Genomic DNA, 26,494 nt, shown 5'->3' on the forward strand with positions numbered 1-26,494 from the left:
CTGAAAGTGGTAATGTTGGCACGAAAGGATAAATATTTTAAACTTTTCTGCCAGATGATGCGGTTATCTCAACAAAAAAGTGTAACTTTGTCACCAACTTAAAAATCAAAGCATAAATCGAATAAATAATATAAGTTCAATGAAGAAACAACTATTTTTTATGGCGATGCTGATGGCGATGTCGCTTTCTGCCAGCGCACAGCAGCAGGTAACCATCAGTCTGCCTCGCCAGAGTTTCGAGGGTTGGGATTCCCAGACCAATACCATGCGTGTGGTTCCCGGCAAATATCAGATCTTCGTAGGTGGTTCGAGTGCTGAGGCTGCGAAGAATGTGATAGAAGTGAAAGTGAAATAAAAAACTGATATAAAAAGAGAAAGCTCGCTAAGATTTTGAACGTCTTGGCGAGCTTTTCTTCTGTCTTAACTCTTAAGCCTGCGTTTTTTTTGAAGTTTTTTCAAGGAAATGGACTTTGAATCACTCTTTTTTATTATATTTGCAATCGAAAATCGATTTGAACCTTGACTAAACGATGAAATAGTTATGGAACAGAACTTAAAAATCATATTTTATGCGATGGGTGCGATGATTCTTGCACCACAAACCCTCAGTGCTCAGTCTGTGAACATCGAAGGGCTAGACTCCTTGCGCTTATCAGGTTCGGTGGGTGTAGTGGAGCCTGAACTTCTGAAGAAGGGTGTGCTCAATAATGCCCTGGATGCCTTGAGCGGACAGACGGCAGGTGTTAACGTCACTACCAATGGTCTTGACCGTATTGCTATGTTGAACTCCGTCCGGGTTCGCGGTACAACTTCTATCATGGGCGGCAATGATCCTCTGGTGATTATTGATGGTGTTACTTCTGATGTGGCGACGCTTGCTACAATCTATCCCGCCGATATCGAGAGCTTTACAGTACTGAAGAATGCCAGCGAAACGGCACTCTATGGTTCCCGTGGTGCTTCGGGCGTTATCCAGGTAAAGACCAAGAAGGGTACGGGTAAGGGATTTCAGATTTCTTACGAGGGAAACTATGGTATAGAGGCAATGTACAAAAGTATGGAGATGCTCAATGCCGCCGAATACATAGCTGCTGCACAGAAGTATGGGCTGGAGTATAACAATAAGGGATATGATACCAATTTCCGCAAGGCGATTACCCGAACCGGAAATATTCAGAACCATTATCTGGCCTTCAGCGGTGGCACTCCGCAGAGCAACTACCGCGCTTCTTTTGGCTATATCGACCATAACACGATTATTCGGAGCAAGGGCTATCGTAATCTGGTGGCTAAGATTGATGTCACCCAGAAGGCGTTTGGCGATAAACTGACGGGAGATTTCGGCGTGTTCGGTTCGTCTTTCAAGAACAATGATATCTTCGACAGTCAGATGCTTTTCTATTCTGCCGATGCCATGAATCCTACTTATCCTTATGATAAGCTGAACGGCAGTTGGGTGAAGAATGGGGCTGCATCTCAGGTGAATCCTCCCGGTGCCTTGCTCAAGGAGCGTAATGATACGAAGAACATGAACTTCAATGCTCATCTGAAGTTGAACTATGATATGACAAATTCTCTGAGTGTTTCTGCCTTCGGAGCATACAGTTATGCTTCCAACGAGAACAACCAGTTCTGTCCTACCTGGGTTTGGGCGCAGGGCAATCTCTATCGTGGGGAGTTCAAGAGCGAGGACTGGCTTGCTAATGTATCGTTTAACTATCAGCATTCGTGGGAAATCCACAATCTGAAGGCAATGGTGGGTGCTGAATATCAGAAGAATATCCGAACGGGATTCTGGACTTCTGCGAAGGGAATCACCAACAACGACATGTATTACCATAACATAGGTGCTGCTGCATCACGGCCTTTCGGTGGGACAGACAGCAAGTACGAAGATCCGACCCTGGCTTCTGTGATGGGCAATGTCGACTACACCTTATATAATAAGTATAGTCTTTCGGTTTCCATGCGTGGCGATGGTTCTTCGATGGTGGGCAATGACCATACCTGGGGTTTCTTCCCATCCGTCTCTCTTTCCTGGGATATGAAGCAGGAGAAATGGCTCCGTTCTCTCCAGAAAATTACCATGCTGAAACTGCGTACGGGCTATGGACGCTCAGGTAATCTTGGCGGAATATCTTCTTATACCACTTTGAATACGGTGCGGCAGAATGGTATTGTTTCGGTGAACAGTTCTCCTACGGTTACGATGGGAATGATTAGCAATAACAATCCTGATCTGAAGTGGGAAACCCGCGCTACCTGGAATATCGGAGCTGATTTGGGATTGTGGAACAACCGGCTGGTTCTGACGGCAGAATATTACTATTCCAAGACCACCGACATGCTCTATGCCTATGATGTGCCGGTTCCGCCTTTTGCCTATGATAAACTGTTGGCAAACCTGGGTTCTATGAGCAACCAGGGTTTGGAGGTCGGCGTTTCCTTCACTCCTATCCAGAAGAAGGACATGGAACTGAATATCAATATGAATCTCTCCTGGCAGAAGAACAAACTCCTCTCGCTGAGTGGTGAATATGACGGAATGCAGATGTCGGCAGCCGATATTACTGCAATGGGTGCCTTGTCGGGTGCCGGTCAGCATGGTGGTTACAACAATGTGGTCTATCAGATAGTTGGTCAGCCTTTGGGGGTATTCTATCTTCCTCATTGCAAGGGAATTATAGAAGATGGAAATGGGCATTACCGCTATGATATCGAAGATTTGGACAAGAACGGAACCGTAGATTTGAGTGATGGCGGTGACAGATATATTGCCGGTCAGGCTACTCCTAAGGTAACGTTGGGTTCCAATATCAGTTTCCGTTATCGCGACTGGTATCTTTCATTGCAGATGAACGGAGCCTTCGGACATAAGATATTCAATGGTACGGGCTTAGCCTACACCAATATGTCGAGTTTCCCGGATTATAATGTGCTGAAGGGAGCTCCTGAGAAGAATATCGTTGACCAGAATGTTTCTGATTATTGGCTGGAGAAGGGCGATTATCTCAACTTAGAGAATCTCACGCTGGGCTATGATATCCCTATCCGAAAGGGCGTGGTGCAGTCGCTCAGAGTTTCGGCGAGTGTCAACAATCTTGCCACCATCAGCAGTTACAGCGGCTTGACTCCGATGATTAACAGCTACGTGGTGAACAGTACGATGGGTATTGATGATAAGCGGACTTATCCTGTTTACAGAACCTTCTCATTGGGTTTAAGTGTTCAATTCTAAAATCAGAAAGTTATGAAACGATATAGATTTTTATTTCTGCTGTTGGCGGCATTGTCTATGACATCCTGTCTGGACGAACATCCTAAGGATCAGTTGGACGAGGATGCCATCTATGGCTCTGCATCTGATATTTATATCAATGCCGTGGCTTCTCTCTATAATTATATAGGTGGAGCTAACGAGAGTGAGGGCATCCAGGGCACCTGCCGTGGCATTTACGATTATAATACGCTGACCACCGATGAGGCGATGATTCCGATTCGAGGCGGCGACTGGTATGATGGTGGCCTCTGGAATGCCATGTACCAGCATCGGTGGAGTGCCGATGACCAGTCTCTTTATGATACGTGGAAGTACCTTTATAAGGTTATCGTGCTGGCTAATAAGTCTTTGGATATTATCAGCAACAAGTCGGTCCTGCTTTCTGCCGCACAGCAGGAGGAATATCGGGCTGAGATAAGAGCCATCCGGGCTATGTTCTATTACTATGCTATGGACATGTTCGGTCGGGTTCCATTGGTCCTTTCCAGTGCAGAACAGCTCCATTCCAGCCTGTTCCAAGGTCAGACAGATCGCAGTTCTATCTTCCAGTTTGTCTTTCAGGAGTTGCAGCAGGTATTGCCTTCACTTCCCGACCAGCACAGCAATAAGGAAGGCAATTATTATGGTCGCATCACCCAGCCGATAGTCAACTTTCTGTTGGCGAAGTTGGCTTTGAATGCAGAAATCTATATGTATGATGACTGGACCCAGGGTTATGCGAGCCGTCCGAAGGGAAGTGACATTCATTTCTCTGTGCCGGCTTCTGATGCCTCTTTGCGCAATGGCAATAAGGTGGACTGTAGGAAGTTGAATGCTTGGGAAACCTGCATTTATTATTGTGATAAACTGGCAGAAGAAGGCTATGTCCTGGAGTCGGATGATTCATTCAATTTCTCTACGCATAATGAGACATCGAAGGAGAATATCTTCACGATTCCGATGGATAAGAATATCTATACCAACCAGTTCCATTATCTCTTCCGCTCTTACCATTATACGCATGGCGGTGTCTTGGGATGGGGAAGTGAGAATGGTACCTGTGCCACGATTTCTACGATGAAAGCCAATCATTATGGCGAGGCTGATGAAGATGCCCGTTGCAAGATGAACTTTGTGGCGGGAGTGGTAAAGGTAGATGGTCATGAACTGCTGATGGATAATGGAAAGCCGTTGGAGTATCAGCCTTTTGAAGTGGCTCAAAACCTGACCAACAGTAAGTTTGTCAAGACGGCTGGAGCGAGGATGGCGAAGTATGAGGTGGATAGAACCTCTTATATGGACGGCAAGTTGCAGAGTAACGACATAGTTCTTTTCCGATATGCAGATGCTTTATTGATGAAGGCAGAGGCAAAGGTCCGAAACGGAGAGAATGGCGATGAGGAGTTGAATAGGATTCGTGCCCGTGTGGGAATGCCTTATCGTAAGGCTACGCTCGATAACATTTTGGAAGAGCGGTTGCTGGAGTTGGTATGGGAAGGATGGCGTCGTCAGGATCTCATCCGTTTCGGCAAATTCACCGGTGCCTACGATCTCCGTACGCCTCTTCAGGGTGAATCCTCCGGCTACACCACTGTCTTCCCGATTCCTCAGAAATGCATCGATTTAAATTCTGAATTGGTACAGAATAAGGGATATGTCAATATTTTGAAGTAAAGAAACTTGAATAGAGTATATGAAACGAGAAAAGCTCGCCAGGACTTTGAGGGTCTTGGTGAGCTTTTCTCGTTTTATTTCCCAAATCTGGAAGTATCTACTTCTTCATGCTGCTTGGCCTTGTAGCCGCCGAATCGATAGGTGAGGGAGAGACCGATGATTCTGCCAAAGTACATTTTGTTGATGACGTGCTGACCTCGGTAGGTGTCGTGCAGATGGTTGTCGCCTGTCTCGAAGATGTCGTTGCAGTAGGCTTTCAGCTGGAACTTGTCATCCTTGAGAGGCTTCCAGGTGAGGGCAGCGTTGAGATAGCCTGAGGCTGGGATGTCGATGATTCCTTGGATGGCGTCGGTATGGACGGAAGCATCGAGGTTGAGAAGTACATGCTTGCCAAAGAGAAAAGTGCCGTTCCACTGGGCTTGACAGAACCATTTGCTGCGGTCGAATGGAAGATCATAGAAGTGGGAATTCTTGTCGTTCTGATATACGCCAGTGAAGGTAAGGCGATTCTGCCACCAGTTGCCTATGTTGATTGGGGCTGTGAGCATCAAGCCTACCTGGTTTACATGGTCGAAGTTGACATGCTTGTATTCCATCTCCTTCTTCTTGTCGCTCTGGTAAGGAAGCTGACGGAATTCATCTTTCGAGTTGTTGAAGAAGAGACTTGCCACGTATCTGCTGTGCAGAATGTAGGTAAGCGAGAGGCTGAGGTCTCGTGATGGCTTCAACGTCGGGTTTCCAACAATCTTTCCATATCCGCCCGCATTATAGGTGGTGAAATCCTTCACCGACCAATAGGTAGGGTAGTCTCTGTCGCAATCCAAGTCGAATTGGATGACGTGTCCTGCCTTTGGAAGATAGGTGATGGAGAGTGTCGGGAAGAGGTTCCACTCATCCCAGATTGGGGTATGATAATATTCTTCCATGAGCGATGCTTCCATCATGAGTTTTTGTCCGAATGATTTGCTGGCTCCGATGTAGAAGCTCATTTGATCTTCGGTTTGAATGGTATTGCCATCAGAAGACTTGTTGTTGTTCTCCTGCGAGCTTTTGTCTCTTGATGTGGTGTAATTGATGCCGTAGTTCAAGCCCCAGTCTTTTCCTAAGTCGTGCTCCTGCTTGAGGTAAGCGTGCCATTTGTCGATTCGTTGCTGGCTTGTGATGTCGTAAATCTCATCGTAGAGACTGCTTTTCAGCCATTGTTCATCCGGAGAATTATAATAGGTGTATTCTGCTCCTGCCGAGAAGCCGAATGGTGTGGAGTAATCCAGGCGGAAATTGTGAAACTGACTCTTGGCATGGATTCTGAGAAGGGATGTGAAATCGCCATCATCCTCTGAAGTTCCTCTCGTGTTATTGAGTTGTGAGGTGTAGGCAAAGCTGAGCTGATGATCCTTTGCCAGATGATAGTTGATTCCCAGTCGGATGTTGTGGTTGAGATGGCGTTTGATATTGTCGCTATGTGTAGAGAAGGCATAGAAAGTGCCATCAGTCAAGGTGTGGGCAAACTCATTTTCATAGTAATAATATCTCTTGCCATGACCGAAGGAATAGAGCATGTCTATTTCCCATTTCTTGTTGGTGAAGAGCAAGGAGGCGCGCTCTGTGTAACTGTTGCGGTTCTGGTGGGTGTAGCCGCCGAAGAACTCGCCTTGCAGGGAGTGGAAGCCTGTGTTGTGCTTCAGCAGGAGGTTGATGACTTGTCCCTTTACCTGATAGCGGGCTGGGGCTGAATAGATGACTTCGGCGTTGGCGATGCGGCTGGTAGGAATCGTTTTCAGAAGCGAATAGAGCTGCTCGCTCGTCATGGTGGTAGCCTTGCCGTCTATCATCACGGTTACGGATTGGGCGTTGAGGGTCAAGGCTTCATCTTGTTCGCTCACGCCAGGCAGTTGCTTGATGGCTTCATAGGCATTATCTACCGGATGGTTTTTGATGAGTTGAGGTAGGTCATAGGTCAATGTCGCCCCTTTTACCTTTACGATAGGTCGGTTGCCTTTTACCATCACATCGGGGAGGGAATGGATGATGCTGTCCATTCTCAGGGAATCATTTCTGTTTCCTTGTGCCCAGCCGGCAAGACTGATGGCCAGGCAAGCGCTTAATATAACCAATCTTTTCATATTCTTCTTATCTTTTTATCGTTCTTTCGGAAAAAAACTCCCGATTTCGGTTGCAAAAGTACTGTAAAAATCTCGTGTCAGCAAGGAATTTTGGTTATCAAGTCTTATCAGAAGTGTTATTTAGTCTTATCAAATCAGAAATAATTTCCTGAAAAGTATCTTACTTATCTTCTTTTTTATTACTTTTGCAAGCATGAAGTTACATCTTAAATACATAGTTACGCTCGTCATCACGGCTCTGGTCTGCATCTTCGCATATCAGACCTATTGGCTCGTGGGGCTTTATCAGTCTCAGGAAAAGGAGGTTGAAGCGAAAATTAAGGGTGGAATGGAGTACGCTCACTTCATGGAGATGAAGAAGCGAATCGAACGATTGCGCAATGCTGATAAAGGGCCTCATAGACAACTGACGGGTGCTGTTGCTTTTTCTATGGATGAAGACGATGATATAGATCAAAAGGTAAAGGTTAAAAAGGTTCGTGGAGGAAAGGTTGTTCAGTCTGTTCAAACAACTTTTACCAAGCAAGAGAAACGTAGTGAAGATGACAATGGTCAGGAATTGATGATGATGATGTCGGGCAAGCTGGCAACTATGGTGCAACAAGCGCTGTTTGGCAAATTGAATGAAATCGCCAAACCAAACATCAATGACTATGACAGTGCATGGGTTGCCAAGATGCTTTCAGACAGTTTGCTGGTGGGCGATAATGCTCATCTCCTTCCGCATCAGATTCAGCTTTTAGCAGGAAAGAAGGTTTTGGCGAAAGTGGCAACGAAGGGGTATGTGCCTTCCGCCAATGCCAAGCAATACCAATATGTGGTTTGTAATGAGGAGGAGGCGAATGAGGAAAAATATGTCCTCACCCTAGAGCCGCTTACGATGACTGTGCTCAGCCAGATGGCAGGCATCCTTGCCACATCGCTCTTCATCATGCTCATCCTGGCTTTCGTCTTCTGGTTCCTGATTCATACGATGCTCAAGCAGAAGACGCTTGATGAGATGAAGAGTGATTTCACCAATAATATCACGCACGAATTGAAGACTCCGATAGCCGTAGCCTATGCTGCCACCGACTCCCTGCTGAACTACGGAATGCTCCAGCATCCTGATAAGGCGCGCAAGTATCTCACCATCGCCCAGGAGCAGTTGCAGACGCTCAGCGGATTGGTGGAACAGATTCTGTCGATGAGTATGGAACGACGGAAATCGATGCTTCTCAATATCGTGGAAGTTCCAATGAAGGAGGTGATTGAACCCTTAATCTCCCAGCATCAGCTGAAAGTGAAATCAGGAGAAAAAACGGATAAAAAGGTGAATATTTCGTTGTCCGTAGAACCGGAAAATCTGATGGTTCATGCCGACCGGATGCATTTCTCAAACATCGTGAGCAATCTCATAGACAATGCCATCAAGTATTCTGAAGATAGCATGAAGATAGAAATCAAGGCTTTCCAAAAAGCTGAGGATGAAGTGCTGGTTTCCGTATCAGATAATGGAATCGGTATTGCCCACGATAAATTGCCTTATATTTTCGACAAGTTCTATCGGGTGACGGATGGCAATAAATATACGGTCAAGGGCTATGGTCTCGGCCTTTTCTATGTCAAGAGCCTGATGGAGAAAATGGGCGGTTCTGTTTCCGTAGAAAGCGAGCCGGGAAAAGGAAGCTGCTTTACCCTGCATTTTCTTAAAGGTAAAAAGGTAAAAGGGTAAAAAGAACCTAGTCCCCTTTGCACCCCCGTTCCCAGCGATTCCATCGCTGGTCTCCCAAGTCTTAATCTTAAAAGTAAAAAGTAAAAAATGAATAAGATAAAAGTATTACTGGTAGAAGACGAAACATCTTTGGCGATGATTCTGAGCGACACCTTGGAGGCGCAGGGCTTCGAGATGCGCACGGCGCATGATGGCGAAGAGGGGCTTCGTATGTTTGATGACCAGAAGCCTGATGTGCTGGTTGCGGATGTGATGATGCCCAAAATGGATGGCTTCGAGATGGTGCGCCGTATCCGCAAGACGGATTCCCGTACCCCTGTGCTTTTCCTCACGGCTCGTTCGGCGGTGAATGATGTGGTAGAGGGATTTGAATTGGGTGGCAATGATTATCTGAAGAAGCCGTTTGCCATCCAGGAGCTCATCGTCCGTATCAAGTCGCTTTGTCATCGGGTTTCTGCAGGAAATATTTTTTCTGAAGAACAGGAAGGGGGGAATGTTTCTCCTGATAATCCGGATGCTGCTGATCTGTGGCTCTCCATCGGTCGTTATCGCCTGAATGTTACCAGTCAGATTCTGCAGTTGGAAGGTAAGGATACAGAACTGTCACATCGTGAATCCGAAATCCTTCGCATGCTTGTGGAGAGCAAGAACAATGTGGTAGAGAGCAAGGATATTCTCCTGCAACTCTGGGGCGATGACAGCTTCTTCAATTCCCGCAGTCTCCATGTTATCATCACCAAGCTCCGCCACAAGTTATCTGCCGATGAAAATATCAGAATCATCAATGTGAGGGGGATTGGGTATAAAATGATTTGCTAGAATCTTGTAAAAGAACTATTCTTCCTATCCATCAACAAGCGCATCGAATGCCTCTTTGAAGTATTTGTCGAACCACTCGGCTGGGTGATCTGTTATCTGATGCTTGCCTGATTTCTCGATGTGAATGGCAACACATTAATAATTAATGGAGCAAGTAGCTCATTTTCCCCTTTCCTGGAGCTGCAACTTGTTTTATGATAGTATATTCGCGTGTTGCAAAATCAAGAGTTGCTTCAACATCGCTTCCATCAGGATTAGCAAGATAGGTTTTTCCGTTTTCAAAATACGGCACGGAAATACCTTTCGCCCACGCTTCCAGGTAGATTCGTTCCACCTCATCGTGTACGGCATTGTTGGTTTCCCGAATCGTCTTGCCATTCGAGAGTCGCCAACCTTCTATTTCTTCATATTTGCACATAAGCCTTTAACCTTTAGAAAACCTTTGAAAAATCTACTGCAAAAATACGAGGAATCTTTTTAATAACCAAATGTTTTAACCTCTTTTTTCTATCAGCTCTTATCAGAAGCAACTGTTTTTGAAAGTTTTTCCCAAAAAGGTTTGTGGTTTCAGGAATAATGGCTAATTTTGCGGGCTGAAAGGGGAATCGCTTGATTGGCGATGATTCTTGGAATGATATAATATAAATAGGATATGGATAGGAAAAATGATGGCCTCAGACTGATGGATGGGGCTGGATATAAGAAGATAATAATTGCTTGTGACTCTTATAAGGGCTGCCTTTCGAGCAGAGAGGTGAATGAGGCGATTGCTTCGGGATTAAAGGAATGGAATGCGGATGATGCTTCTCCCGAAATTATTACCCTGGAAATGAGTGATGGGGGAGAGGGAATGCTCGATGCTTTTCTTTCGGCGATGAAGGGAGAGCGAGTGAAGATTCATGCCCATGATGCGCTGATGAGATGGATTGAGGCGGAATACGGAATCGTGGATGATACGGCGATTATCGAGATTGCGCAGACCGCCGGACTGGCTCTGATTGAGCCTGAACAACGCAACCCGATGAAGGCTACTTCCTGGGGCGTGGGCGAGATGATTATGAGTGCCTGGCGCCGGGGCGTGAGACGTTTCATCGTGGGCTTGGGTGGCAGCGCCACATCCGATTGTGGCATCGGAATGCTCAAGGCGATGGGCGACGACTGGAAGAAAATCCGCCAGGAATGCAGCTTCGTGCTGGCTTCGGATGTTACCAATCCGCTCTGTGGTGAAAATGGGGCGGCTCACGTCTTTGCGCCTCAGAAGGGAGCTGATGCTAAGATGGTGCAGATGTTGGATGATAGGGCGAGGAAGTTTGCCGAGGTAAGTGCCAAGCATTTCGGATATGATAGGAGTGAGGCTCCTGGGGCTGGTGCGGCCGGCGGACTGGGTTATGCATTCCTGCAATATTTCAATGCTGAGGCACGACCAGGGGCTGAATTGCTTTTAGAGAAAATAGAGGTTGATGTGCTCATTCAGGATGCTGATCTCGTGATTACGGGCGAAGGTCATAGCGACCGTCAGACCTTGATGGGGAAGTTGCCGCAAAGAATTCTGGAGCATGTTACTAATCAGAAAATATGGCTAGTATCGGGTGGAGTTAGCGATAGAAAGGCTATGCTGGATGCAGGATTTGATAGAGTTGTTCAGGTTACTCCAGAAGAAATGCCATTGGATGAGGCGATGAAGCCAGAAGTGGCTCGTAATAACATAATAAAGGCAATTCGTGAGCAATTTGCTTTGTAGTTTCAGCTATTATCTGTACCTTTGTGACCGTTTTCAAATAAGGTAAGAATAATGAAGTATATAATTTTTGATTTTGATGGAACCATTGGCGATTCGCAGAGTCTCATCGTGAAGACCTTGCAGGATACGATGCGGGCAAGAAAACTGGAAGTGAAATCGGATGAGGCTTGTGCCAAGACCATCGGTCTTCGATTGGATGAGGCCTTCGTTTCGCTCTTCGGAATGAGTGCTGAGGAGGGAATGGAATGCGCAGCAACCTATCGCGAGATTTTCCTGGCAAACAAGAAGACGATGATCGTGCAGCCCTTTCCTCACGTAATAGAAACCCTGAGAGCGTTGCACCGTCAAGGCTATGTTCTGGGAATGGCCAGCAGCAGAAACCATTGCTCGCTGGATGGATACGTGCATCAGATGCAGCTGGAAGATATTTTCTCTTCTATCGTGGCAGGCGATGATGTGGAGCATGCGAAGCCGGCACCCGATATGGTCTTCAAGGCATTGAAGGAGATGAAGGGAACGGCAGATGAAACCCTTGTAGTGGGCGATATGACCTTCGATGTAGATATGGCGCATCATGCCGGCTGCAAGGTCTGTGCCGTGACTTATGGCAACGGAACCCGCCAGCAGCTCGCCTCTGCGGAATGGATTATAGATGATTTCGCAGAACTTCTGAAAATCGTAAAAGAATAAACTGAACTCTGAATAAAAAGATAATTTTATCCTTGCTGGAATAAAAAAGCGGATAAAGTTATCTTTTTATTCATTTTTTTATAGTACCTTTGCACCCGCAATTGGTTCGCTGCCACCTTCTGCCGCCTCAGGCAGGATGAGTGCGTAGTGATTAAAAGGGAATCGGGTGAGAAGCCCGGACAGTCCCGCTGCTGTAAGCGTCTTATTGCGGCAAGCACCATGGTCACTGACATTTTTTCGGGAAGACCGCTTGCCATGAGTTTGAGGACGCAAGTCAGAAGACCTGCCGTTGCCATCTCTACCATCAGGAAGTGATGGAGGATGAAATCATTGAGCCTCGTGGGTTAGGCTTTTGAATGAAGATAAAAACATAATAGTAGATGAAAAGATTGTTTGCAATAGCCATGCTGGGTGTTGTTGCAGGGTCTGCCTTTGCCACTGGCGAAACGCAGGACTCTGTACGAGTGCATCACATCCAAGAGGTTGTGGTTACCTCACGATTGATATCCAGGGAAACTATTCCATCACAGACATTGGGAGGTGAGGAACTCAAAAAGTTGAATTCCTTGTCGGTGGCCGATGCCTTGCGTTATTTCTCGGGCCTGCAGCTCAAGGATTATGGAGGCGTGGGTGGCATCAAGACAGTCAACATTCGCAGTATGGGTACCAATCACTTGGGTATCTTCTATGACGGCATCGAACTGGGCAATGCACAGAACGGGCAGATAGACTTGGGGCAGTTCTCGCTCGACAATGTGGAGGAAATTTCGCTCTACAACGGTCAGCGTAGTGCCATCTTCCAACCAGCGAGCGACTTTGGTAATGCTGGCTCCGTCTATATCCGTACCAAGGCTCCTCGCTTCATGATGGGCAGGCGATACAACTTGTTGGTGAGGGCTAAGTATGGGTCGAGCGATACCTTCCGGTTTTCATCGCTTTGGGAGCAGAAACTCTCCGAACATATATCTTCCTCGTTAAGTACAAGTGTGCTGACGTCGAGCGGACGCTATAAGTTTCGTTATAGGCGAGTGACCGAAGATAATACGGTGGCTTATGATACCACCGCCGTGCGCCACAATGGTGACATTTGGGCTTTCCGTATCGAGGAAAACGTGAGGGGAGGCATTGCCGATGGATATTGGAACGTGAAGGCGTACACCTACCATTCGGAAAGGGGAATACCTGGTGCCATCGTCAGCAATGTGTGGCGACGAGGCGAACGCCAGTGGGACCACAATACCTTCGGACAGGCTGTATTCCAAAAGTCATTTGGTGACAAATTCTCTACCAAGGCATTGGCTAAGTGTGCCTATTATGTGACGCGCTATGTAAATAATGATGAGACGCAGATACATGTAGACAATACCTATCGTCAGCAGGAGATGTATTTCTCCACTTCGAATGTCTATGAGATATTGTCAAAGTGGAGTGTCTCAATGAGCTATGACTTCAAGTGGAACAAGTTGAATGCCAATATGGTGGACTTTGCTTTCCCTCATCGTTACTCCAACTTTGTGTCGTTAGCCACGGCATTGACGCTGTTACGCATCCAGGCACAAGCCTCGTTGGTGGAGCAGGTGGTCAAGGACCATGTGAAGTATGGGGCGTCATCGTCATCTCGCAGCACACTGACGCCAGCATTCTTTGTAAATGTCTATCCGTTCGAATCCAAGTTGCTGGCAGTGAGGGCCTTCGCTAAGAAAAGCTTCCGTATGCCGACCTTCAATGACCTCTACTATGCCGACATGGGTAACAGTAAGTTGAATCCAGAGTCGGCGTTGCAATATGACCTGGGATTTGTGCTGAACAAGGATTGGAAGCAAGGCATCGTCGACCATTTCCGCTTACAGGTGGATGGCTATTACAATACGGTGCACGACAAAATTGTGGCTTATCCCAAGGGACAGCAGTTCCGTTGGACGATGCTCAACTTGGGCAAGGTACACATCAAGGGCGTCGATGCCATGGCTGAAGTGGGACTGGAGCCAGCCAAGGATTGGAAAGTTACGGCCCGCTTGCAGTACACTTATCAGGATGCTCGCGACGTGACCGATCCCAATACCTCTTATTATAAGGACCAGATACCTTATATCCCATGGCACAGTGGGTCGGCTATCTTGGGCCTGTCATGGCGAGAGTGGGACTTGTCGTATAGCTTCATCTATTCCGGTGAACGTTATTCGCAGCAAGAGAACATCCTCTACAACCATCTCCAGCCCTGGTATACGCACGACATGAGCGTGGTTTATCATGCCAGGAAATGGTCGGCAAGACTGGATGTCAACAACATCTTCAGTCAGGATTATGACGTGATACTTAACTATCCGATGCCGAAGCGCAATTATATGCTGACATTGGAATATAACTTTTGAAAAAAATGAAGGATAAGATATATCATCAACCCAATCTGGCAAAGTCTTGGTTCTTAGCCTTGCTTTGTTTTCTGGCTCTAGGTATGCAGTCGTGTCGGGATAGCGACACCGTCATCTCATCTGAGCCTGAGGATACAGGCAGTAAGGCAGAGAAGGGCGATGTCATGGGACTCTACTTGCTCAACCAGGGCAATATGGGCAGCAACAAGGCTACCCTCGACTATCTGGACTTGTCGGGTAATAATAGTGAAAACGTCATTTATCATCGCAACATCTACTCTGAACGCAATCCTAACGAGATTAAGGAACTGGGTGATGTTGGCAATGATATCAAGATATATGGCTCCAAACTGTGGATGGTCATCAACTGCTCCAACAAGGTGGAGGTGGCAGATGCCTATACTTGCAAAAAAGTAGCGAAGATAGACATCCCCAACTGTCGATACCTTGCCTTTGATGGGGGATTTGCCTATGTGAGTGCCTATGTGGCTCCTGTGAATATGCGCCAGGATGCCGAAGTGGGAGCTGTTTATAAGGTGGACACGCTGACCATGAAGGTAGTGGACAAGGTGATGGTGGGCTATCAGCCCGATGAATTGGCTGTTGTGCATGGCAAACTGTATGTTGCCAACAGTGGCGGTTATCGCAATCCCAACTACGATCGTACGGTGAGCGTCATCGACCTCAATACCTTTAAGGAGGAGCGGAAGATTGATGTGGCAATCAACTTGCATCGCTGTCGTGCCGATAAGTATGGGCAGCTATGGGTGAGTTCCCGAGGCGACTACAAGGAGGTGCCTTCACGATTGTATTGGCTCAAGCCTAATGCTGCAGGGCAGATGGAAAAGGGAGGTGAACTGGAAGTGCCGGTCTCCAACATGTGTATCGTGGGTGATTCACTATATTATATAGGTGTGCAGTGGAATGAGACTTCACAGAAGAATTCGATAGAGTATGGCATCGTGAATGTCAGCCAACACAAGGTAATTGCTCATTCCTTGTCTATTGCTCCTGAGATACAATCCATCGAAATGCCATACGGCATCATCGTCAATCCTCAGAAGAAAGATTTCTATCTGATGGATGCTAAGAATTACGTGTCAAGTGGTGAGTTGTTTCACTTCAAGGCGGATGGCACCTTCGATTGGCGAGTGTGGACGGGAGATATTCCGGCAGAGGCAGCGTTTGTTTATCGCAAACCTCAGTTGCCATCGTCGGATCCGAGCCAACCAGCCGAGAAGTATAGCAAGTATATCTTGGCGGTGGATGAGTATGTGCCGGCTCCAGGACAATTCGTCAATATGATGCCTCAATATGAGGAGGGTGACGATGCTAAGGAGATGGCAAGAAAATGTACTGAAGCCATCGGTGGAGACAAGGGCGGTTTGGTGAGTCTGGGTGCCTATGGTGGTTACATCACCTTTCATTTCGATCATTCTATAGCGAATGTGAAAGGTGAGAAAGACCTTTACATCAAGGGCAATGCTTTCAAGGACAATAGCGAGCCTGGCATCGTGATGGTATCGCAGGATGTGAATGGCAATGGTTTGCCCGACGATCCTTGGTATGAACTTTCCGGCAGTGCTGATGTTGACAGTGTGGGCAAGGTGGTATATGGCTATGAGATAACCTATACCAAAGATGCCATGCAAGATATTCCATGGACAGACAATCAGGGAAGGAGTGGAGTTGTTAATCGCAACACTTTTCATGCCCAGGAATATTTCCCTTTGTGGTTGTCAAGTCCATTACGCTTCGAGGGTACCCTTTTGCCGCGTAATGGCCATGATACCAGCGGCAATGGAACCCATTGGGTTTGTGATGCCTTCCGGTATGGATATGTTGACAATGTGAGCAATAGCGACATCGATGGATGTAGTTTCGATATCTCTTGGGCGGTAGATAAGAATCGAAAGCCAGTGGCGCTCGACCACATCGACTTCGTGAGAGTGTATTGCGCACAGAATCAAATGTGTGGTTGGCTAGGTGAAACTTCCACAGAGGTGAGTGGGGCTGAGGACCTGCATCTCCAAAAGTCAATCAGTGCCAAGAGTAGAAAGAGATAATAAATAATAAGATAATTTTAGTAATAAACAAAACAACAATGATGAAAAAGTATTTTTATTTGTTGGCACTTGTGTGTGCCACTAGTTTCTTCACAGCATGTAGTGACGACGACGATGACAACACTCCTAAGTATGAGACCATCACTTTCGAGGGTAGTAACTGGAATGCATTGATAGATAATGCTCAGTATGGTGGAAAGATGCTCTATGGAGAGAGTGGTAGCGGCTTTACAGAGGATAATGGTGTGTATGAGTGGACTGATGCTACAACTTCTTTGCATTCAAAGATAAATGGTGCAGATTATGGTTATGGTATGTCTTGGGCTTATTGGAATGGTGGTGCTGCTGTTTCTAACTATCATAGTACCATTGCTGAAGGTACATCTAATACACAGCTTTCTATTCCTGCAGATCTTGCAGCTCACTCCGGCAGCAACTTCTTGATGATTTATGGTTCAATAGATGGATATAATGCTCCTGTTCTTGACTTTAAGGATGGTAAGGCTCACACCATGAAAGGCCTTTGGATTACCAATGGTACTTACTTCCTCAATGTGATGGCTAATGGCAATGACTACTGTGCAAAGGCTAAAAGTTCTACCCAAATCTCTGTCGTGTTCGAAGGCTTCAAGGCTGATGGTACTACATCTACAGGTACAGTTAAGTACACAGTTCAGGATGGTACAAACTCTTTGAAGAGCTGGCAGTATGTTGATCTCTCTTCTCTTGGCGAGATTAGCAGCTTGAAGGTAAACTATGAGGCTTCAGAAGATATGAAGGGGAAGTATGGTTATAATGCGCCTGCTTATATAGCTGTAGATGACGTAGAAATCTATAAGTAAATCTGATATAGCGATAGTTTCTTTTGAAAACAGCTGCATAGAAACAAAAAAGGTGTGTCTTAAGGCAAAGACACACCTTTTCTTTTGTTTTTTATTGTTTCAGAACCGAGTTCTTCTTTATCTTTTTCGAATCTTTATTCTTCCATCAACTTGCGGTAGCGACCCTTCTTGATTTCTGTATCGCCCAGGCGGCGCGCCTTGTTGATTTCATACTCAGAATAGCTGCCCTCAAAGAAGAAGACCTCACCATTGCCCTCGAAGGCAAGAATGTGGGTACAGATTCGGTCGAGGAACCAGCGGTCGTGGCTGATAACCACCGCACAACCGGCAAATGCCTCCAAACCTTCCTCCAAGGCACGGAGGGTGTTCACGTCGATATCGTTGGTAGGCTCATCGAGGAGCAAAACGTTACCTTCCTGCTTCAATGCCAAGGCCAACTGCAGACGGTTGCGCTCACCACCCGAGAGAACACTGCAGAGTTTGCTCTGGTCGGTGCCCGAGAAGTTGAAACGGCTGATATAAGCACGTGCATTCACATCTCTGCCACCCAGACGCAAGGTCTCATTGCCCTGAGAAATCACCTCGTAAACGGTCTTCTGAGGGTCGATGTCCTTGTGCTGCTGGTCAACATAAGCCAGCTTCACGGTCTCACCCACCTCGAATGTACCGCCGTCAGCCTGCTCTAATCCCATGATGAGACGGAAGAGGGTAGTCTTACCGGCTCCGTTAGGACCGATAACACCCACGATGCCGTTAGGAGGAAGCATGAAGTTGAGGTCGTTGAAGAGAACCTTTTCGCCGAACGCCTTCTTTACATGCTGAGCCTCAATCACCTTGTTGCCTAGACGAGGACCGTTAGGGATGAAGATTTCCAGCTTCTCCTCGCGCTCCTTCTGCTCCTGGTTGAGCATCTGCTCGTAAGAGTTCAGACGAGCCTTACCCTTAGCCTGACGGGCCTTAGGCGCCATGCGAACCCATTCCAACTCGCGCTCCAATGTCTTGCGGCGCTTAGAGGCAGTCTTCTCCTCCTGAATCATTCGCTTGGTCTTCTGGTCGAGCCATGAAGAGTAGTTGCCCTTCCATGGAATACCCTCGCCACGGTCCAACTCCAGAATCCACTCGCTCACGTCGTCGAGGAAGTAGCGGTCGTGGGTTACGGCGATTACGGTACCCTCATACTGCTGCAGGTGCTGCTCCAGCCAGTCGATGCTCTCAGCATCCAGGTGGTTGGTAGGCTCATCGAGCAGGAGTACGTCCGGCTTCTGCAAGAGCAGGCGGCAGAGAGCCACACGGCGGCGCTCACCACCCGAGAGATTGGTAACTGGCCAATCACCAGAAGGACAATGTAGGGCAGCCATCGCACGCTCCAGCTTGGAGTCGATGTTCCAGGCATCGGTAGCATCGATGATGTCCTGCACCTCAGCCTGGCGCTGCATCAGCTTGTCCATCTTATCAGGGTCTCCGTAATATTCTTCGAGACCGAACTTATTGTTGATGTCCTCGTATTCTGCGAGTGCATCATAGATTTTCTGCACACCCTCCATCACGTTTTCCTTCACGGTCTTGTTCTCGTCGAGCGGAGGATCCTGAGGCAAGTAGCCCACAGAGTAGCCTGGGCTCCAAACCACCTCACCCTGGGTAGGTTGCTCAAGTCCTGCGATGATTTTCATCAACGTAGATTTACCGGCACCGTTCAAACCGATGATACCGATTTTTGCTCCGTAGAAGAACGATAGGTAGATGTTCTTCAGAATCTGTTTCTGGTTTTGTGGGATAATCTTAGATACGCCCACCATTGAGAAGATAATCTTCTTGTCGTCAACTGTTGCCATGTATATAAATAAATGTGTATTTGTGAATTTATAGAATTTCTATTTGTCTCCATATTCATCGAAACTTTTGGTCTTGGGGTCGCCAAGAATGTCGATGACTTCCAGTTTGGTCATACCACGTGTCTTGAAACTTGTCAGCCCATTCTAATGTAGTCTGAATACAATGGGAACGGTATAGTGTACGCGTGTAGCCTCGCCCCTTATTTTGCCGGGTGTCCATTTCCCCAATGTGCTCACAACACGGATGCCTTCCTGTTCGAAGAGAGTGCGAATTTGTGAGCGGACTTGGGTTTGCTCAGCTCCTGACAGCTTGTTGAAATCTTTGCCGTTAGGGTTGTCTAACACCTGGTAACTTTGTATTCCGACATCAGAGACGTTTCCATCTTTCTCGACGATAAATTCCACTTTTACTTTGGCTGCGGCTTTATACTTTTGGCACAACTTTGGAAACTTGGTATTGACGGATAGTTGCTTCATCAAGACCGCCTCTCCACCAGGGTAGTGGGGCATCTCTATAAAGGCTGTTAGCTTACCTAAATTGTTGAGCGAGTCCAGTTTCTGCATCATTTCCTCGGCCTTGACGGTAGAGAAGTATACTTTTCCCTCAGGGTCGATGAGATAGGAGGTTGGAATCCATGAGATGTGGTAATCCTTGGAAATCTGAGTTTCCTTCCATTTCTTTCCCTCGCAGTATTGCATCCACTGATCGTAGTGGTTGCTGCTGAGATATTTGTTCATCTTTTCCTTGTCGGTATCGAATGAAATCCCGACGAGCTGTATCTTCGTGAGATATTTTTTTGATATTTCTTTTACCTTTGGCATGTCCTTGCGACAGTCTGGACACCATGAAGCCCAGAAGTCGAGTACGGTCCATACGCCTGGTACCACCTTGCCGTCTGCATCGGTCTTGGTCTTCCAATCGGACAGACGGAATATTTTCTTGCCTGTCTTGTCATTGGTGATTTGGAAGTCAGGTGCTTCAGTGCCAACTGGTAGCAACTCTGTGGTTGTTTGTGCTCTGCCGACAACAGCTGTTGCCAAGAGCAAAAATAATGTTATCTTCATATCTTTTGTCGTTTAAAAAAGGTGAATCATGTATATTGATACGAATATCATTTGTGGCAAAGATACGCTTTTTTTCTTAAATAACCAAAGAAAAATGATGTTTTCGTAATAAAAAAGATAGTTTTATTTTGTATAGTCTTCGAATTATATTATCTTTGCAAGCAAACTATAAAAGAAAGGAATAATATGGATGCAACTTATATTGACCTGACCATTCGCCTGTCTCTCGCCCTGCTTTTGGGAGGTGCGATAGGAATAGAGCGAGAATATCGTGCCAAGGAGGCTGGTTTCCGTACTCACTTCCTCGTGGCATTGGGAAGTGCGCTTTTCTGTGTTGTTTCCCAGTATGGATTCGGATTTGACTTAAAGGATTCTTCCCGTGTAGCTGCGCAGGTGGTTTCAGGCATTGGATTCCTGGGCGCAGGAACGATTATCTTTCAAAAGAACGTGGTGAGAGGATTGACTACTGCTGCAGGCTTGTGGGTGACGGCAGCCATCGGTCTGGCGTGCGGTACGGGAATGTATGTGGCTGCAATTATTACTACGGCGATGGTGCTACTGGGACTGGAAGTATTGAACTACTGGATTCCGCAGTTGGGAACCTCTACCATCGAACTGAATTTCTCTGCTCCATCAAGGGACAGCGTGAAGGAATTCATCAGTAAAATCAAACAGAAAGGCATGGAAGTTCATTCTTACGAACTGAAAGAACGGAGATTTTCTAAGGAAGAATTTGTGGAGGCGAGCATTGAAATAAAAGCCAAACGGGGTTTCCATACGCTGGAGATTCTGGATTATATGAATGATTTCTCGGACGTCACGATTTCGACGATTAAATAGAAAGAAAAGATAAAAAGGAGTTAAGACCATCATCTTAACTCCTTTTTATCTTTATATGCTTAGAAAATCCTAGCCAGATAGTCGTAGTGTTCTCCTTCTGCCACGAGTTCGCCATGCAGACCGCAGGTTTCGGCGATGGATTTGAGCAATGGGAAATCTACGTAGAGCCAGTCGAAACAGTCTCCCTTTATGTCTTTGTAAATCATCTGATAATCCACTTCACCATAGTAGGCACCATTCAGATTGATGTCGAAACTTCCGTCTTCATTCTCGTAGATGTATTTCAGGTCGGAGGAATCGATAAGAATCTGTCCGCCCTTGTTGAGCAAAGCCTTGAGACGGTTGAAGAGGGCAGGGAGATGTTCTATCTTTCCGGCGATACCCGTTCCGTTCATCAGAAGGAGGATGGTGTCGAACCCTGTTTCCAGATGTTCATCGAAAAGATTGATGCATTCCGCATCCTTTACTCCTCTCAGTTCCATCGCTTCGCAGCTCAGAAGAGAAATATCAATGGCTTTTACCTCCAAGCCCTTCTCCTGCAAGGCGAGCGTATGGCAGCCGCTGCCGGCTCCGATATCCAGTACACGCCCTTTTGTGAGTTGCAAGGCCTTCTGCTCCAGCATCGGCATCTCCTCAACTTTTCTGAAGAGATGTTTCACCGGCATTTCGTCCTCTTCGAACATAGAAGAGAGCACACGTAATCTTCCTGCTCTTCCCGATTTCTGATAATCAAGGATAGCGGCACCCATCGGGTCTTTGTCTTTTGATAATATCTTTGTATTCATTTATTTTGCAGTTTTTGAGTGCAAAATTAATGTTTTTTCATTGAATATGCAAGTTTTGAGGAGATATTCTGCTGCTTCTTAATATTTCTCCTACCTTTTGCTTTTCGCTTTCAAAATTGAATTGCTGATAGATGATAATGGCATTCTGCAAATCTATGATATGAGGAGCCATCAGTCTGAGGGCTTTCATCTTGCTGTCACCAAAAGTGAATATATTCATCATGCTGACGGCTTGGGCACAAGAATAGTAACAGCCGAGACTTGCCACTTCTATCAGGTCGAACTTGTTGTCATCAAAGCTTGCCTTCTTCACCTTATTATATAGTTTGGTGAAGGAAGCATCATCGAGACAATAGCCGTAATCCATTCTGCCATCAGGATCACATCTTCCATCGTAGAGGGGTGGAGTTGGGTGTGGCTGCTGTACATTCGATGTTTGGCTGTTTAGTTCTATGATTTTTGTATCGTACTGCACAACCTTTCCGTTTCTGTCGAAGAAGACCGTGATGTACTTGGAATCTCCAGACAGATAATTATATTTGTCATATTCCCATTTGTCCCCATACATGTCGAAACTGGTGAGCTTAGGTTTTCCAAGAATGGCTATTACTTCCTGCTTGGTCATTCCCCGCTCCACGTTTCTTTTTCCTTTAGCCGAAGCCGAGAGGCATACGGCAAACATCAATATGGTTGTGGCGATGAGCGCCATTACTTCATTCCTTTTCATAAGCTAAACTGTTTTTATAAGTTATTATATTGTTTTATGGTTGCAAAAGTACAGCTTTCTTTTGAAATAAAAAGAGAAGGATTCCCTAAAGTAGAAGGGAAAATCCCTATCTTTGTATAGAAAAGAAAAATCCGTGGACAAGAAAAATTTCCTGCCCACGGACTTTTTATATAATATTTGTAATGATAATCTTATGCCTTGAAGCTCTCCAAGTCTTCTGCCTTGAAGTTCTGGATGTATGCTGAATGACCGAGAACTTCCTCCTCTGCCATGCGAACATAAACATTGGCACTCTTCTGGAACATCTCTGGTGCCTTGGTTGCATCGTCGAGGATGAGGAGAGACATCACGATGTCGCCAGTCATGTTATAGAGACGGCGAGCCAGGAAGTCGTGAACTGCCTGATCGTTTGCCTCCTTCACCTTGTTGATGGCTGCCTCGTAAAGTTCTACGAGCTTAGCCACGCGCTCCTTCAATGCCTTCAAATCATCTGATACCTCGCTCTCCAACATCTCCTTGATGATGCTGAGATAAGTACCGTTGGTGATGTAGCGGATAGCTGCTACTACCTGAAGCTGGGTGGTTCCCTCGTAGATAGAGAAGATGCGGGCATCACGGAACAGGCGCTGGCACTTGTACTCCATGATGAAACCAGAACCACCGTGGATGCTGATGGCATCGTATGCATTCTGGTTGGCATACTCAGAGTTCATACCCTTTGCCAATGGAGTGAACGCATCAGCCAAGCGGGTGTATTTCTTCATCTCCTGACGCTCCTCTGGAGTCAGCTTGCTGTCGCGGGCAATGTCTTCCAAAGCCTTGTAGATATCTACGTAGCGAGCGCAGCAGTAGAGGAGTGAACGGCCTGCATCCAACTTAGCCTTCATTCTTGAAAGCATGTCATAAACGGCTGGGAAGTTGATAATCTTCTCGCCAAACTGAGCACGCTCCTTGGCATAAGCCAGGCCCTCGTTGTAAGCCTCCTGCTCAACACCTACACTCTGAGCTGCAATACCCAGACGGGCACCGTTCATCAGAGCCATCACGTACTTAATCAAACCGAGACGGGTGTTACCGCAAAGCTCTGCCTTGGCATTCTTGTAAACCAACTCGCAGGTAGGAGAACCATGGATACCCAACTTGTGCTCGATGTGACGAACGGTTACGCCGCCATCACGCTTGTCGTAGATGAACATAGAAAGACCACGACCATCCTTGGTGCCTTCTTCAGAACGGGCCAGAACCAGGTGGATGTCTGAGTCACCATTGGTGATGAAACGCTTCACACCATTCAGACGCCATGTGCCGTCCTCATCCTGTGTAGCCTTCAGCATTACGCGCTGCAAGTCAGAACCTGCATCAGGCTCAGTCAAGTCCATACTCATGGTTTCGCCTGCGCAGATGCGAGGGATGTACTTCTGGCGCTGCTCCTCAGAACCGAACTCATAGAGTGTATCGATACAGCTCTGGAGCGACCAGATGTTCTGGAAACCGGCATCGGCTGCAGCGATGATTTCAGAAGCCATAGAGAAGATGGCGTTAGGCAGGTTCAAGCCACCGTAACGACGAGGCATTGACAAGCCCCAGAGGCCAGCCTTGCGGGTAGCATCGAGGTTCTCGAATGTCTTGCTGGCATAGATCATGCGGCCATTCTCCAAATGTGGACCTTCGAGGTCAACATCCTCAGAGTTTGGTTCGATGATGTTAGCAGCTACATCGCCGGTAATATCCAGCAATCGCTTGTAGTTCTCGATGGCATCCTCGTAGTTTACTGGAGCATCTTCAAACTGGTCTTTTTCTACATAATTTCTTTCCTTCAAGTCCACAACACGCTTCATAAGCGGATGATTCAAGTGGAACTCTATCTCAGGATGGTCTGTATAATAATTAGCCATTTTGCTTTTCTTATTTAAATAATGTGTAATGCAGATTACTTAGAATTCTGCTTGTAGTACTTGATGAGCTTAGGAACCACATCTTCAACATTGCCGTTGATAACGTAGTCGGCAATCTTGTTGATTGGAGCATCAGGATCGTTGTTTACAGAGATGATGATGCCTGAATCCTGCATACCGGCGATGTGCTGAATCTGACCAGAGATTCCGCAAGCGATATATACCTTAGGATGAACGGTAACACCAGTCTGACCAATCTGACGGTCGTGATCTACCCAACCTGCATCTACTGCAGCACGGGAAGCACCTACCTCACCATGGAGGAGATGAGCCAATTCGAAGAGCTGGTCGAAGCCTTCCTTGCTTCCTACGCCATAACCGCCGGCTACGACGATGGCAGAACCCTTCAGGTTGTGCTTGGCAGCCTCTACGTGGTGGTCGAGTACCTTTACTACGAAGTCCTCAGCAGGAACATACTTGCTTACCTCAGGGTAAACTACTTCCTTCTTGCACTCACCCTCGTAGATGCTCTTCTGCATCACGCCAGAGCGGACTGTAGCCATCTGTGGACGGTGGTCTGGGTTTACGATAGTAGCCACGATGTTACCACCGAAGGCAGGACGAATCTGATAGAGCAGACCCTCGTAGTGCTTGCCGCTCTTCTTATCGTCGTAATCACCGATTTCAAGTTCTGTACAGTCGGCGGTAAGACCACTGGTCAATGAAGAAGAAACACGAGGACCGAGGTCGCGACCGATAACGGTAGCACCCATCAATGCAATCTGAGGCTTCTCCTCCTTGAAGAGGTTGACGAGAATGTCTGTATGAGGAGCTGAAGTATATGGGAACAATCCCTCAGCATCGAAAACAAATAATTTATCTACACCATAAGGGAGAATCTGATCCTCTACCTGACCCTTGATGCCGGTACCTGCTACGATGGCATGGAGCTCCACGCCCTGCTGGTTAGCGAGCTTACGACCCTTGGTGAGCAATTCCTGAGATACTTCGGCAACGGTTGTGCCTTCTACCTCGCAATATACAAATACGTTGTTCATTGTCTTTTCAAAATTATCCGATAATACTTTCGTTCAACAATTCCTTCATCAGTCCGTCGATGTCTTCATCGCTGCTGGTCAAGGTCTTGCTTTCCTTAGCCTGGAACACGATGTTCTTCACGGCCTTCACCTTGGTAGGTGAACCGCTCAAACCGCACTGTGCAGGGTCGCCGTCAACATCGGCAACACTCCACTGGTTCAGAGTGAGGTAAGGGCGCTCTTCATAGAGGTTGGCCCAAGGCTCATCACCCTTGCGCTCCATAGGGCAGGTAGCGTATTTATATTTCATCACGAGCTTCACGTTGCATGGGCGACATGGAGCAGCACTTCCGTTTACGGTAATTACCAATGGCAATGGAGCCTCAACAGTCTCCACACCACCGTCAATGAGGCGGCGTATAGTAGCCTTGCCATTCTCTACCTTGAGGATTTCCTCTGCGTAGGTTACCTGGTTCAATCCCAACTTCTGAGCCACCTGCGGACCTACCTGGGCTGTATCACCATCGATAGCCTGGCGACCACCGATTACGATGTCTACGTCACCAATTTTCTGGATTCCGGTAGCAAGGGCATAGGAAGTAGCCAATGTGTCAGCACCGGCAAAGAGACGGTCGGTAAGCAACCAACCTGTATCAGCACCACGATAAAGACCCTGGCGGATGATTTCGCCAGCACGTGGAGGACCCATAGTCAAAATACCAACTGTAGAACCTGGATTCTGCTCTTTCAATCGGAGAGCCTGCTCCAATGCGTTCAAATCTTCAGGATTGAAGATTGCAGGAAGGGCAGCACGATTTACTGTGCCTTCGGCGGTCATCGCATCCTTACCCACATTTCTTGTGTCAGGTACTTGCTTGGCAAGTACTACGATTTTTAAACTCATATTTTTAAAAATGGTTATTGTTATAATTTCCTAAGTTTGTTAGTGCTCAGTACTCAAGTTGTACGTCGTCTAGTGCGATTGTCAGACTTGCTATCGTCCAATAAGTTAC

At 46.8% G+C, this 26,494-nt stretch carries 20 protein-coding genes and 1 riboswitch; of the genes, 11 read left to right on the forward strand and 9 right to left on the reverse strand.

Translation table 11 applies throughout. The features are described from left to right. The first annotated feature begins 139 nt into the window (after positions 1–139). The 3 genes from NNC77_RS03770 (at position 140) to NNC77_RS03780 (ending at position 4,933) form a co-directional block, all read left to right on the forward strand. Positions 140–355: a fibronectin type III-like domain-contianing protein gene (locus tag NNC77_RS03770; protein ID WP_117729723.1), complete on the forward strand. Its 216-nt coding sequence runs from the start codon at positions 140–142 to the stop codon at positions 353–355. Positions 356–583: 228 nt separating this feature from the next. Next, a complete protein-coding gene (locus tag NNC77_RS03775; RefSeq protein ID WP_437183273.1) occupies positions 584–3,238 on the forward strand; it encodes a SusC/RagA family TonB-linked outer membrane protein in 2,655 nt (884 codons plus the stop codon). Between the two features lie 12 nt (positions 3,239–3,250). Continuing rightward, positions 3,251–4,933 carry a RagB/SusD family nutrient uptake outer membrane protein gene (locus NNC77_RS03780; RefSeq protein WP_254969908.1) on the forward strand — a complete coding sequence of 561 codons (1,683 nt, stop codon included), beginning with the start codon at positions 3,251–3,253 and terminating at the stop codon, positions 4,931–4,933. Positions 4,934–5,007: 74 nt separating this feature from the next. Here the strand turns inward: NNC77_RS03780 and NNC77_RS03785 are convergent, their stop codons facing one another. Continuing rightward, complete coding sequence (locus NNC77_RS03785; protein WP_254969907.1) at positions 5,008–7,056, reverse strand: outer membrane beta-barrel protein; 2,049 nt, start codon at positions 7,054–7,056, stop codon at positions 5,008–5,010. Positions 7,057–7,249: 193 nt separating this feature from the next. On the opposite strand from NNC77_RS03785, the gene NNC77_RS03790 reads away from it, so the two are divergent. Both NNC77_RS03790 and NNC77_RS03795 read left to right on the forward strand, forming a co-directional pair. Then, entirely contained in the window at positions 7,250–8,770 is a 1,521-nt protein-coding gene (locus tag NNC77_RS03790) for a sensor histidine kinase (protein ID WP_254969905.1), read from the forward strand. 87 nt (positions 8,771–8,857) lie between these two features. Further along, complete coding sequence (locus NNC77_RS03795) at positions 8,858–9,589, forward strand: response regulator transcription factor (RefSeq protein WP_254969904.1); 732 nt, start codon at positions 8,858–8,860, stop codon at positions 9,587–9,589. Between the two features lie 142 nt (positions 9,590–9,731). Here NNC77_RS03795 and NNC77_RS03800 read toward each other — a convergent pair whose 3' ends face one another. Continuing rightward, positions 9,732–10,007, reverse strand: coding sequence for a hypothetical protein (locus tag NNC77_RS03800; protein WP_022121591.1), 276 nt, complete (start codon positions 10,005–10,007; stop codon positions 9,732–9,734). Between the two features lie 234 nt (positions 10,008–10,241). Here NNC77_RS03800 and NNC77_RS03805 point away from each other — a divergent pair, with 234 nt between their 5' ends. The 5 genes from NNC77_RS03805 to NNC77_RS03825 all read left to right on the forward strand — a co-directional run bounded on the left by NNC77_RS03805 (position 10,242) and on the right by NNC77_RS03825 (position 17,300). Then, positions 10,242–11,330, forward strand: coding sequence for a glycerate kinase family protein (locus tag NNC77_RS03805; RefSeq protein ID WP_254969903.1), 1,089 nt, complete (start codon positions 10,242–10,244; stop codon positions 11,328–11,330). 51 nt (positions 11,331–11,381) lie between these two features. Next, positions 11,382–12,020 carry an HAD family hydrolase gene (locus NNC77_RS03810; protein ID WP_254969902.1) on the forward strand — a complete coding sequence of 213 codons (639 nt, stop codon included), beginning with the start codon at positions 11,382–11,384 and terminating at the stop codon, positions 12,018–12,020. Between the two features lie 85 nt (positions 12,021–12,105). Next, positions 12,106–12,325: riboswitch (cobalamin riboswitch) on the forward strand. Between the two features lie 75 nt (positions 12,326–12,400). Further along, complete coding sequence (locus NNC77_RS03815) at positions 12,401–14,392, forward strand: TonB-dependent receptor (protein WP_254969901.1); 1,992 nt, start codon at positions 12,401–12,403, stop codon at positions 14,390–14,392. Between the two features lie 5 nt (positions 14,393–14,397). After that, on the forward strand, positions 14,398–16,458 hold the full coding sequence (locus NNC77_RS03820) for a YncE family protein (protein WP_254969900.1): 2,061 nt from the start codon (positions 14,398–14,400) through the stop codon (positions 16,456–16,458). Positions 16,459–16,496: 38 nt separating this feature from the next. Then, a complete protein-coding gene (locus tag NNC77_RS03825) occupies positions 16,497–17,300 on the forward strand; it encodes a DUF4465 domain-containing protein (RefSeq protein ID WP_254969898.1) in 804 nt (267 codons plus the stop codon). 134 nt (positions 17,301–17,434) lie between these two features. Here the strand turns inward: NNC77_RS03825 and ettA are convergent, their stop codons facing one another. Both ettA and NNC77_RS03835 read right to left on the reverse strand, forming a co-directional pair. Beyond that, the gene (gene ettA / locus NNC77_RS03830) at positions 17,435–19,132 is read right to left on the reverse strand and encodes an energy-dependent translational throttle protein EttA (RefSeq protein WP_254969896.1); all 1,698 of its coding nucleotides are present in this window, start codon (positions 19,130–19,132) and stop codon (positions 17,435–17,437) included. Between the two features lie 144 nt (positions 19,133–19,276). Next, positions 19,277–20,197 carry a thioredoxin-like domain-containing protein gene (locus NNC77_RS03835; RefSeq protein WP_118064019.1) on the reverse strand — a complete coding sequence of 307 codons (921 nt, stop codon included), beginning with the start codon at positions 20,195–20,197 and terminating at the stop codon, positions 19,277–19,279. Positions 20,198–20,383: 186 nt separating this feature from the next. Between NNC77_RS03835 and NNC77_RS03840 the strand changes: the two genes are divergently transcribed. After that, positions 20,384–21,037 carry an MgtC/SapB family protein gene (locus NNC77_RS03840; protein ID WP_119227246.1) on the forward strand — a complete coding sequence of 218 codons (654 nt, stop codon included), beginning with the start codon at positions 20,384–20,386 and terminating at the stop codon, positions 21,035–21,037. 59 nt (positions 21,038–21,096) lie between these two features. On the opposite strand, the gene NNC77_RS03845 is transcribed toward NNC77_RS03840, so the two are convergent. The 5 genes from NNC77_RS03845 to NNC77_RS03865 form a co-directional block, all read right to left on the reverse strand. Next, positions 21,097–21,822: a class I SAM-dependent methyltransferase gene (locus tag NNC77_RS03845; RefSeq protein WP_117693838.1), complete on the reverse strand. Its 726-nt coding sequence runs from the start codon at positions 21,820–21,822 to the stop codon at positions 21,097–21,099. Positions 21,823–21,859: 37 nt separating this feature from the next. Further along, positions 21,860–22,549: a DUF4476 domain-containing protein gene (locus NNC77_RS03850; RefSeq protein ID WP_254969895.1), complete on the reverse strand. Its 690-nt coding sequence runs from the start codon at positions 22,547–22,549 to the stop codon at positions 21,860–21,862. 191 nt (positions 22,550–22,740) lie between these two features. Continuing rightward, positions 22,741–24,444 carry an acyl-CoA dehydrogenase family protein gene (locus tag NNC77_RS03855; protein ID WP_254969894.1) on the reverse strand — a complete coding sequence of 568 codons (1,704 nt, stop codon included), beginning with the start codon at positions 24,442–24,444 and terminating at the stop codon, positions 22,741–22,743. A 35-nt stretch (positions 24,445–24,479) separates the two neighbouring features. Then, positions 24,480–25,502, reverse strand: a complete 1,023-nt coding sequence (locus NNC77_RS03860) for an electron transfer flavoprotein subunit alpha/FixB family protein (RefSeq protein WP_006847062.1) — start codon at positions 25,500–25,502, stop codon at positions 24,480–24,482. A 13-nt stretch (positions 25,503–25,515) separates the two neighbouring features. Next, a complete protein-coding gene (locus tag NNC77_RS03865) occupies positions 25,516–26,385 on the reverse strand; it encodes an electron transfer flavoprotein subunit beta/FixA family protein (RefSeq protein WP_235305062.1) in 870 nt (289 codons plus the stop codon). Positions 26,386–26,494: the final 109 nt, after the last annotated feature.

It is taken from the genome of Segatella copri (assembly GCF_024330485.1).
Taxonomy (GTDB): Bacteria; Bacteroidota; Bacteroidia; order Bacteroidales; family Bacteroidaceae; genus Prevotella; species Prevotella copri_L.